This is a genomic window from Streptomyces sp. NPDC101393 (genome assembly GCF_044767385.1).
GTDB lineage: Bacteria > Actinomycetota > Actinomycetes > Streptomycetales > Streptomycetaceae > Streptomyces.
Genome location: NZ_JBIWNU010000010.1, coordinates 135748 through 146762 on the forward strand (window position 1 = coordinate 135748; position 11015 = coordinate 146762).

Below are 11015 nucleotides of genomic sequence, written 5' to 3' on the forward strand. Positions count from 1 at the left end.
TGATTTCCCTTATTCCTCATTGTGGAATGGGGGTGTGGACCAACAGGGGCCCGGTGACCGTCCGCCGCATGCCGGCGGACGGTCCCGTGCCATGACGAGGAGGAGGAACGGGCACCATGACGACGAACACGGTGGAAGGGCTCTGGGCCCGGTGCTACCACCCGGCGCCGGACCGCCCGCGCCAGCTCGTCTGCTTTCCGCACGCGGGCGGTTCCGCGTCCTTCTTCCACCCCGTGTCGGCACAGTTGGGTCCCTCGGCGGAGGTGCTGTCGGTGCAGTACCCGGGCCGCCAGGACCGGCGCACCGAGACCAGCCCCGGCGACATCGGGATCATGGCCGATCAGGTGTACGCGGCCCTGCGGGACCGGCTCAGGTCGCGACCGACGGCGTTCTTCGGGCACAGCATGGGCGCGATGGTCGCGTTCGAGGTGGCCCGGCGGATGGAGGCCGACGGTGGCGAGCTCACGCACCTCTTCGCCTCGGCGCGGCGCGCGCCGTCGCGCTACCGCACGGAAAGCGTGCACCGGCGCGACGACGACGGGATCGTCGCCGAGCTGAAGCTGCTCTCCGGTACGGACGCCGCGCTGCTGGGTGACGAGGAGCTGCTGCGCATGGTCCTCCCGGCGATCCGCAGCGACTACACCGCGGTGGAGACCTACCGTTGCGAGCCCGGGGCGGCGATCAAGGCGCCGATCACCGCGTTGACCGGTGACAGTGATCCCAAGACCACGCTGGACGAGGCGGGGGACTGGCGCGCGCACACCACGGGCGCGTTCGACCTCCGGGTCTACCCGGGCGGTCACTTCTACCTCAGCTCCCAGGCCCCCGCCGTCCTTGCGCTGCTGCGCGAACATCTCACCTCTGGGCAGGAGTTCACACACTGAGGTGTGGTTTTCGATCACGCAACTTGTTCGATCGTGTACTGTAACGCCCGTCGGTCATCACCCTTTAGAGTGATTTACGACACGATGTGGTGACGTTCCGTCATCTCTGTTGTGTGTCCGAGGTGCGAGGAGCTCCATGGTGCGAGATCGGGGCGTCACTTCCTTCTCGAACAGCACCTTGCTCGGCCGGACCGACGAACTGGAGACGCTCAACCGCCTTGCACGTGAGGCGCGTTGGGGTCATACGGGCTTGGCGGTCGTGACCGGTCCGACCGGAATCGGCAAGTCCGCCCTCCTGCGTGCTTTCCTCGACGGGGGCGGCTGTCGGCAGGCGACGGTTCTGCACGGCCTTTGCGAGGAGGGCGCCTCGGGCGACCCCTTGAGCGGTGGACGCGGCCTGCTGGGCCCCACCGTGCAGGGCGGTTCCCCAGAAGGCGACGCCCTGCTCGCCCTCACCCCCGGCGCGCTGGCCGGTGAGCCGCCGCACGCCCTCGCCGTCCAGCGCGCGTTCCACGGCCTGTACCGCCTCGCGGCGCACGAGCTGACCCGCCGCCCGCTCGTCCTGGCCCTGGACGACGTCCACCACTGCGACGAACTCTCCCTGCGATGGCTGGACTTCCTGCTGCGCCGGGCCGACGGCCTTCCGCTGCTCATCGTCCTCACTCAGCAGGCCGAGGCCACCGCCCTCGTTCGGGAGGCCCCGGCCTATCGCGCCCTGGCGGACCTCACTGCCGGCCGCCGCATCACGACGCTGCGCCTGCGACCGCTGGCCGAGACGGACGTCGCCGAGGTCGTACGGCAGTTCTTCCCGGCACCCGCCACCCCTGCCTTCGTCACCCGCGCCTGCTCCGTGACCGACGGCAACCCCCGCCTCCTGGGCCGTCTGCTGCGCGCACTGCGGGCCGAGGGCGCCGGTTCGGGAGTGAGCGGCGCGGACCTGATGGCCGAGATCGGCGGTCGTGTGCTGGCGATCTGGGCGCGCGAGCTCCTGGGCCGCCTGCCGTCCTGGGCCGGCGACGTCGCGCGGGCGGTGGCGGTCCTTGGTGAGCAGGGCACGGACCACGTCGGCCCCCTGGCCGCGGTCCCCGCCGATGTCGTCGAGGACGTGCTGACGGTGCTGCGCGAGGCCGGACTGCTGACGTCCGGCGGCAGGCACCTGGCGGACGGTGCGGTGCGCGCGGCGGTGCTGGCACCGCTGGACGGCCAGGCGCTGTCCGGCCTGCGCACGCGGGCGGCCCTGCTCCTGAGCGACGCGGGCCGGCCCGCCGAAGAGATCGCCGACCACCTCCTGCCGCTGCCCTCGAATCCCGCACCATGGATGCCCGGCATCCTGCTGGAGGCCGCCGCCCTGGCCGAGGCGCGCGGCGCCCCGGAGGCCGCGGCCCGCTATCTGTACGGGTTATGGGAGGTGGACCCCGAGAGCGTGGAGGTCCGCGTCCGGCTGGCGCGGGCGCTGGCCGAGACCGACCCGTCCGAGGCTGTCGGCCTGCTTCGGGGAGTCCTGCGGCCCGGCGTCGACATCCGCACCCGGGCGAGGGTCGCCGCGCAGTTCGGCACGGCCTGCCTGGCCGCGCGCGAAAGCTCCGCCGCCCTGGGCGTGCTCGAAGGTGTCCTCACGGCCCTCGACGCCGAGCTCGGCCCCCATCTCTCGCCCGCCGACCGGGAACTGCGCACACTCGTCGAGTCGGTGCTGCTGATCGTCGGCTCACACGACCGCGGCACGATCGCCGCGATGCGCAAGCGGGCCGCGACGATGACCGTGCCCGAGGGCGACACCCCCGCCCAGCGCCAGAAACTGGCGTCGATGGCGGTACTGACGGCACTCGACGGCCAGGCCCTCGAATCGGCGGTGAAGTACGCCCTGCGCGCGGCCCGCTCCCCCCAACTGCCCCTGAGGGGCTGGTCCCTGATCAACTCCGCCTTCGTGCTGGACCTCGCCGACCGCACTGAGGACGCGCTGGACGCGCTGGACCGTCTCCTGCGCCACGCCCGGGAGAACTCCGCCGTATCCACCTACTCCCTGGCTCTGGCCATCCGCGCCCTGCACCGGCACGGCCTGGGCGCCCTTCCGGACGCCCTCGCGGACGCCAGGAGGGCGGTGCAGATCTGCGGCGCGGAGCGATGGGGCGAGAGGGTGGTGCTGCCGCGCCTGGCCCTGGCGGGGGTCATGGTGGACCGGGGCGAGGCCGCGGGCGCCGAGAAGCTGCTGACCGGCACCGCACCCGTCTGGCGCGACCAGTACGTGTGGACCTACCACCGCTACCTCATGGCCCACGGCCGTTGCCGTCACGCACTGGGGGACCCGGAGGGCGCACTGGCGCTGTTCCGCGAGTGCGGCAGGTCACTGGAGGAGGCCGAAGTGCGCCATGCGGCATATCTGCCCTGGTGGGCGGAGGCGGCCTGCGTGCTCGCGGAACTGGGCCGCGCCGAGGAGGCCCAGGAGCCCGCCGCGCACGGCACGCGGCTCGCGCGCCAGTGGGGCACCCCACGCGTTCTCGGTTTGGCCGCCCTGGCCCGCGGCGTGGCCACCCCCGGCGAAGAGGGCGTGGAACTGCTGGGCGAGGCGGTACGGGAACTGTCCGCCTCACCGGCACGCATCGAACACGCCCGCGCGGAACTCGTTCTGGGCCAGGCACTGTTGGCGGCAGGTGACTTGCGCGCAGCGCGCGAGCACCTGCGCGCGGCGGCCGACCTCGCGCAGCGCTGCGGCGCCCTCGCGCTGGGCCAGAGCGCGCGAGGCGCCCTGCTGGCGGCGGGCGGCCGCATGCGGCGGATGACCGCCTCGCCCCTGGATCTGCTCACCAGCATGGAACGCAAGGTCGCCGGCCTCGCCGCCGGCGGCGCCAAGAACCGCTCGATCGCACAGTCGCTGTACGTCACCGTACGCACGGTCGAGACCCATCTGACAAGCGTGTACCGCAAGTTGGACATTTCCGATCGCGCCCAACTCGCCGTGGTTCTCCGCTCCCCGGGCGTCTGCGCGGAACGGGTGCCACGGGAGGCGTCGCGGCGTCGCGGACAGCGCTGAAGGTGGCAGGGGTGATGTCTGTGGCAGGACTGACGGACGAGCAGCTATACGCTGGGTTTATACGGGCGGGGCGTCGGCGCACCGACCCCTCCCTTCTCGAACGCGAGGAGGAGCAGGCGCAGTTGAGGCAGGTGGTGGCCGCACTCGGCGAAGGCCGTCCCGCCGTCGTCTCCGTGACCGGCCGCCCCGGCTTCGGCCACAACGCCCTGGTGCGCTGGACCGCCCGCCTCGCGCAGGAGCGCTCGGTACGCGTTCTGCGCGTCACCGGCTCCCTGGCCGAGCGCGATCTGCGCCACGGAGCCGTGGCCCAACTCCTCACCCCACTGGGCGAGGTGGCCGAACGGCCCCTCCGGCTCCTGCGCGGGCGGCGCGAGCCGGACGGCCTGCCGGGCCTGCCCGAACTCCTGCACACCACCCGCCGCACACCCACGCTCGTGACGGTGGAGGACGCGCAGTGGCTGGACGCGGCCTCCCTGGACTGGCTGCAGGCGCTGGTACGCCGCCTGTCCTCGGACATCCCCCTCGCACTGCTCATCGGTCGCACCGGCCTGGACCCGCACGGCCCTGCATGGCTGGCCGACGCCGCCCCCGCCGCGCGGCTGACCCGCCATCTCGTCGTCCGGCCGCTGAGCCCTCGCGCGGTCGCCGGCCTCGCCGAGCAGATCTGCGGCACCCCCTGCGACGAGGGGTTCGCCGCCGCGGCCACCGAGGCGTCCCACGGCAGCCCCGCCATCCTGCACGCGGCCCTGCACTGCTTCACCGAAGCCGGCCACCGGCCGACCGCCGACCGCGTCCCGCAGCTGCGCGCCCTGGTCACCGGCATCATCGGCGACCGCGTGGGGCGCGCCCTGCGGGGACTGTCCGACGAGGCCACCGCCGTGCTGCGCGCGCTGGCCGTCAGCGGCGACCTGCTGGACTTCGCCCTGAACTGCTCCCTGGCCGGGCTGCGCACCGTACGCGAATCCCGGCTGCGCGCGGCGCTGCAAGTGGCCGGCTTCACCACCCCTGACGGCTCCTATGAACGCATCCGTCTGCCCGTCGCCAGGGAGCGCATCCTGGAGGACACACCCGCCGCCGAACGCGCCGCCCTGCACGCCCGCGCCGCCCACCTCGCCTACCGGGCCGTGGCCGACGACGAGGACATCGCCCGCCTCCTCCTCCAGGCACCCCCCATCGGCGAGCCCTGGGCGGTCCACGCCCTGTGCGGCAGCTTCGGTGCCGCCCTGCGCCGCGGCGACTTCGCCCGCGCCATCACCTACCTCACCCGCGCCCTCGACGAGCCTCAAGACCCCCTGCAACGCGCACACCTCAGCCTCGACCTGGCAGGCGCCGAGTCCGTGACCGCTCCCGAAGCCGGCGACCGCAGGCTCACCACCCTCATCCAGACTCCGGGCGGGGGCGAACCATGGTCCCAACTGCGCGTCCGCGCCCTGGACATGGTCCTGGCGCGCGGCGACGACTCCTGGGGCCGCCGCGCCGCCACCCGGGCCCTCGCCACCGCCCACGGCAGCGAGCGCGACGACCTCGTCGCGCTGTACTGGTACGCCTCCGAGACCGGGCCCGAGACCACCGACGTCCCCGTCCCGGGCGTCCCCACCCTGCCCGAACACCCCCTCGCCCCCGCCCAGGCCGGCATCCGTGCCTGGCAGCTCGCCGTGCGCGGCCGGGACCGCGCACGGGTCGCGGAACTGGCCCGTCGCGCCCTGGAAGCAGGCACCGCCGCACCCGTCATGCCCCGCCTGGTCGCCGCCAAGGCGCTGTGGCTCACCGACGCCGCCTCCGAAGCCGAGGACCACCTCGCCGCGATCGTCACCGAACTGCGCCGCCGCAACAGCCCCCCGACACTCGCCCGCGCCCTGGTCCTGTCCGCGGAGCTGCACGTGCGCGGCAGCCGCCTGGACGCCGCCGAACGCGCCGTGGACGACGCCGAACGGGCACAACCCGCCGCTTCCTGGCACCCCTTGGCCGCCCCGCACCTCATGGCCATCCGCGCCTTCATCGCCCTGGAGACCCGCCGCGGCGACGAGGCCCGCGCCCTGCTCGACACCCCCATGCCGCCGGGCACCGTATACGGCGTCCGCTGGTCCTACCTCCTGTACGCGCGCGCCCGCGTGGCCGCCGACGAAGGACGCTGGGCCGAGGCCTTCGAACTGTTCAAGGAGAGTGGACGCTGGCTGCTGCGCCAGCAATGGGCCAACCCCATCGTGCTGCCCTGGCGTTCCATGGCCGCCCGAGCGTGTCTCCATCTCGGTGACCGGGAACAGGCCCAGCGCCTGATCCGCGAGGAACTCAGCCTCGCCCGCCAGTGGGGCGCCCCCAGCGCGACGGGCCTGGCCCTGCTGTGCGCCGGATCCCTCGACCACCGGGAGCCGCCCGCCGGTGCGTCCCCCCACCCGCCGCGTGAGCTGCCCACCCGGCTCGCCTACGCCGAGGTCCTGGCCGCACTCGCCACCGAGGAAGTCACCAAGGGCGACCGCCCCACCGCGGCCCGCCTGCTGACCGAACTGTCCCGCTTCACCGTCACCCAGGCCGACAGCCGCCTGGCCGAACGCGTACGGCGGCTGACCGCCCGGCTGGACGGGCCCGCCACCCCCGACGACGACGCCGCCCCCGAGGAGTGGGCCGCCCTGTCGCCCGCCGAGCGGCAGACCGCCGAACTGGCCCGCCGCGGCCTGCGCAACCGAGAGATAGCCGAACAGCTCGGGGTGAGCCGGCGCACCGTCGAGCTCCGGCTGAGCAGTACGTACAAGAAGCTGGGCATCACCTCACGCAGGGAACTCCCCGTGCGGAGCCGGCCGACGGAAAGAGACGTAACCGATGTGGTATGAGCGGGAATCCGAACTGGCACGCATCGACACCGCAGTACGTCAGGCGCAGGCCGGTCGTTCCTCCGCCCTGCTGTTCACCGGCCCCGTGGGCATCGGCCGGTCGACGCTCCTCCAGGAGGCCGGAGCACATCCGCCCGAAGGCTTACGGGTCTTACGGGCCAATGCCGCAGCGATGGAGCAGGACTTCGCCTTCGGCATCGCCCACCAGCTCCTCGGCCCCCTCCTGGCCGGCGACCTCGGCCCTCCTCACGAGCAGGAGGCGGGAGCTGCCGCCCGACCGCCTCGCCCCCGCAGCCTTCCCGTCCCCGGTGACCTGGACGCCCCGGTCTCCGAAGCCGTCCTGCACGACCTGCGGTCCCTGCTGGCCGAAGCCAGTGCCACCGCCCCCGTCCTCCTCCTCGTCGACGACCTGCAGTGGGCCGACGTCCCCTCCCTGCGCTGGCTCGCCTACCTGGCCCGGCGCCCGCACGGGCTGCGCGCCGCCCTGGTGTGCACCCTGCGTGACGGCGACCCCCGCGCACAGCACCCGCTCGTCCGCGACATCGCGGACGCCGCGGACATCCTGCGTCCTGCCCCGCTCTCGCTCGACAGCACCCGGGCCCTGATCCACCACTATCTGGGCGAAGCCGCTGACGACAGCTACGCCCGCGCCTGCCATGACACCTGCGCCGGCAACCCCCTCTTCCTCCGGTCCGTCCTGCGCGACCTGGCCCGGAGCGGCCACCGTCCCCTCGCCGAACACGCCTACCAGGCCCGCGCGCAGCGCCCCGCCCAGCTCCGCGACCGCCTGGCCGGCTGCCTGTACGCCCAGCCCGGCCCCGTACGCGACCTGGCCGCGGCCATCGCCGCCTTCGGCGACCACTGCGAGCCCGAGCTCATCCAGCGCCACGCCCGACTGGACACCATCGGCTACCAGCAGGCGCTGCGGACCCTGCACCACCTCGGCCTGCTCGCCCCCCACGACACCCCGCGCTTCCTCCACCGCGTCGTCCGTGACGCCGTCGAATCCACCCTCACCGTGGCCGAACGCGAACGCTCCCGGTACGCCGCCGCCGAACTCCTGCGCCAGGCCGGCCGGCCCGCCGAACATGTCGCGGACCTGCTGATGGCCGTCACCACCACCCACCGCGCGTGGGCCGTAGGGATACTGCGGGCGGCGGCGGAAGCCGCGCTGCGCCGCGGCGTACCGGGAACCGCCGCCCGCTACCTGCAGCGCGCCCTGCTGGAGAGCACCGCGGGCGACGGCGAGCGCGCCCGCCTGCTGATCGAGCTGGCCGGCGCCGAACGCGGCATCGACCCCGCCGCCTGCGAACGCCACATCAGCCAGGCCGTGCGCCTCCTGCCGTCGGCCACTGACCGGGCCGCCGCCACCTTGCGCATCCCACCCAACTTTCTGGGCCAGGCACGCCCCTCGGCGGTGGACCTGCTGCGCCGTGCCTCCGAAGACCTCGACCCCACAGCGCCGCACCGAGGACGTGCCCGCGACATCGCGCTGCGCCTGGAAGCACGCCTGTGGCACGCCGGGCACGAGAACCCGACGGAGCTGACCGGTGCGGTGGACCGCCTGCGCGCGCTGGGCACCACACCCCCCGTGGACACCGGCGGCGCCCGCGAACTGGCGGCCGTTCTGACCAACGCGGCAGTTCTCTCCAGCGCTCTTCCGGCAACGGACGTTGCCGCCCTTGCCGGAAAGATCCTGGAACGCGAGCCGGTGACCGTCGCACGCGCCTGCACCGCACTCCCGCTGGTCGCGGTGGCCCTGTACGCCGCCGACGCCGTGCAGGGCATCACCACCCGCCTGTCCTGCGAGCAGCACCTCGATCACCCGCACGCGGTGGTGCACGCCGAGAACGCCCTGATCCTGCTCGCCCGCGGCCGCCTGACCCAGGCCCGCGAACAGGCCGACCGGGCCGCCGAACTGGCCGACGCGGACTGGCGCGAGCCCACCGCCGCCGTCCGGGCCGCGGTGGCCATGGAAACCGGCGACATCCAGCTGATGGAGCGCCTCGTCGAGGACGCCGGGCAGCGCTGGCCGGACAGCCTCGCCCTGACGGCCATGCTGCAACTTCTCAGATCCTCGCTCGACGCCCGCCGCGGCCGCGGCGTCCACGCCCTGGAATCCGTCTTGGCCTGCGGCCGCCAACTGGAAGCGGTCGGCTGGCGCAACTCCGCCCTCTTCCCCTGGCGGCCCCGCGCCATCGCCCTCCACCACCGGCTGGGTGAGCCCGGCCCGGCGCTGGCCCTGGCGGAAGAAGAGCTGGCCTGGGCGCGGCAGTGGGCGGCCCCCGCGGCCCTCGGCCGCGCGCTGCGGCTGAGGGCCCTGCTGTCCGGCGCAGGCGGCGTCCCGGCCCTGCGCGAGTCCGCTGAGGTCCTCCGCAGCTCCGCCAGCACACTCGAACTGGCCCGCACTTTGCTCCAGTTGGGCCGAACCTTGGAGGGCGGCAAGGAATCGAAGGCGCTGCTGCGCGAGGCCGCCGATCTCGCCACCGCCTGCGGCGCCCCCTGGCTGACCGAACGCGCCCACGCGGCCCTGGGAACCGCCGCCCCGAGCGCGGAGGTATCGCTCACCCACAGCGAACGCAACATCCTCTCGCTGGTGGGTCGGGGCCTCACCAACCAGGAAATTGCCGATGAACTCGGCGTGAGCACCCGTGCGGTGGAGAAGCACCTGACGTCGTGTTACCGAAAGCTGGGTGTTTCGGGGCGACGCGAGTTGCTGAGAGGCCGGAGTGCGGTCGGGGTACTCGTTTCGCGCTGAGCATGCCGTGCTGAATGCCTGTTCTCTTGCGGCTTACCGGCGGTAAACGGCGCGGGGTCTTCGGGTGTGGCCAAAAGGGCAACGATGCGGGTACGCGGGTGACCGAAAGGGCAAAACCGCAGGGTGTTCGGCAGGGCAGAAAGGGCAATGGTGCGGGGAGACGTTCGGGGGGACCGAAAGGGGGGTGGGGGACCGTACCAAGCGGGGGCGCGACCACAGGTTTAGTGGTGGAGGCCGGGTGAGCGTTGACGCTTGTCCGGGTCTCTCCCTAGTGTCGATTGTGTCGGGAAGAACGGATATTCCTTCCCGGTGGTTGCCGGGCCCCCTCGGTCTGCCCGGCCCGCTTCAACTTCCGGATTCTCTCGCTCGATCTCACTATTGCCGTTTTGCGGACGGGGGTTGGAAAGGATGTCAGTCCCTTGATGTTTTCTGCTCTGGTGGATTCTCCTCAGTTTTCGGCAGGCCGGAGTGCGGCCGGCGCGACGGGACGGCGCGAAGAGCGGCCGTCGTCCGACCAGCCAGGCCTGTGCATGGCCCTGCTGGACTCGAAATTGACGATTCGTCAGGCCAACCAGGACTTCTTCCGTCACTTCGCGACCCCCGCCGAGTCCTCCGTCGACGTACTCGCCGCCCCTCCATCAGAATCCGCGACCACCGCACCCGACGTCTGCGGGCGCAAGTTCCGTGATCTGGTGCACCCCAGTGTGCGGCAGCCGCTCATGGGGCAGTTCGAGCGGCTGCTGAAGGGCCGCCGCGACCGGTTCGCCGCGCACGTGGTGGCGCTGCGGCCGACAGGTGACGCGTTCACCGGCAGCCTCGCGGCCACCGCCGTGAGCGGCGCTGCCCACGACCCGGCCTCGGTTCTCGTCGTGATGCGGTCGGGGCAGGGCGAGGAGGACGACGCGGTGGTGGCGCCGCGCAAGAAATTACTCAGCGAGATCGACGCGCGCATACTGGAGGGCATCGCGGGGGGTCTGTCCACGATTCCGCTGGCGTCCCGGCTGTATCTCAGCCGGCAGGGCGTGGAGTATCACGTCACCGGACTGCTGCGGAAACTGAAGGTCCCCAACCGCGCGGCCCTGGTCTCCCGCGCGTATGCGATGGGGGTGCTGACGGTGGGGACCTGGCCGCCCCGTGTCGTCGAGGACTTCATCAAGTAGTACGGCATTCCCGCTGGTTCGGCGCGCGGACTCGCGTTCCGGGGCCCGACCGAATCGGTGACCTCGGGCCGATCCGAGAGAGAGCCAAGGAGACACAAGGCGCCGGGGCGCCGCGGACCATCCGCGGCGCCCCGGCGCCTTCGCGTGCGGCCGGCCCCCAGACCCGGCCGACACTAGGGAATTCCATGGCCGCGCGCGTCGAGACTGAGCAGGTGGCGTGCGGGAAGTCGAGCTGCCTCGCGCAGGCACGCAGATAACTCAGTTGCCGTGGAACAGCCGTCCCCAGTGCCGGATGTCCACATCGAAATCCTCTGCTGTCCACCGCTCTTGAGATGGGTTGGGTCGAACGTGGCGAAC

5 protein-coding genes are annotated in these 11015 nt (G+C 72.7%); all 5 read left to right on the forward strand.

The genetic code is table 11. The features are described 5' to 3' along the window. The first annotated feature begins 116 nt into the window (after positions 1 to 116). Positions 117 to 884: a thioesterase II family protein gene (locus ACIRQ7_RS29950; protein WP_404265751.1), complete on the forward strand. Its 768-nt coding sequence runs from the start codon at positions 117 to 119 to the stop codon at positions 882 to 884. A gap of 136 nt (positions 885 to 1020) precedes the next feature. After that, the gene (locus ACIRQ7_RS29955; RefSeq protein ID WP_404265752.1) at positions 1021 to 3912 is read left to right on the forward strand and encodes an AAA family ATPase; all 2892 of its coding nucleotides are present in this window, start codon (positions 1021 to 1023) and stop codon (positions 3910 to 3912) included. Positions 3913 to 3926: 14 nt separating this feature from the next. Then, complete coding sequence (locus ACIRQ7_RS29960) at positions 3927 to 6740, forward strand: AAA family ATPase (RefSeq protein ID WP_404265753.1); 2814 nt, start codon at positions 3927 to 3929, stop codon at positions 6738 to 6740. Continuing rightward, the gene (locus ACIRQ7_RS29965) at positions 6730 to 9498 is read left to right on the forward strand and encodes an ATP-binding protein (RefSeq protein ID WP_404265754.1); all 2769 of its coding nucleotides are present in this window, start codon (positions 6730 to 6732) and stop codon (positions 9496 to 9498) included. The genes ACIRQ7_RS29960 and ACIRQ7_RS29965 overlap by 11 nt, the downstream gene beginning before the upstream one ends. Before the next feature lie 422 nt (positions 9499 to 9920). Continuing rightward, a complete protein-coding gene (locus ACIRQ7_RS29970) occupies positions 9921 to 10658 on the forward strand; it encodes a LuxR C-terminal-related transcriptional regulator (protein ID WP_404265866.1) in 738 nt (245 codons plus the stop codon). Positions 10659 to 11015: the final 357 nt, after the last annotated feature.

Coding starts and splice junctions, on each gene's coding strand:
- ACIRQ7_RS29950 (WP_404265751.1), top strand. CDS start 117: ATGACGACGAACACGGTGGAAGGGCTCTGGGCCCGGTGCTACCACCCG.
- ACIRQ7_RS29955 (WP_404265752.1), top strand. CDS start 1,021: ATGGTGCGAGATCGGGGCGTCACTTCCTTCTCGAACAGCACCTTGCTC.
- ACIRQ7_RS29960 (WP_404265753.1), top strand. CDS start 3,927: ATGTCTGTGGCAGGACTGACGGACGAGCAGCTATACGCTGGGTTTATA.
- ACIRQ7_RS29965 (WP_404265754.1), top strand. CDS start 6,730: ATGTGGTATGAGCGGGAATCCGAACTGGCACGCATCGACACCGCAGTA.
- ACIRQ7_RS29970 (WP_404265866.1), top strand. CDS start 9,921: ATGTTTTCTGCTCTGGTGGATTCTCCTCAGTTTTCGGCAGGCCGGAGT.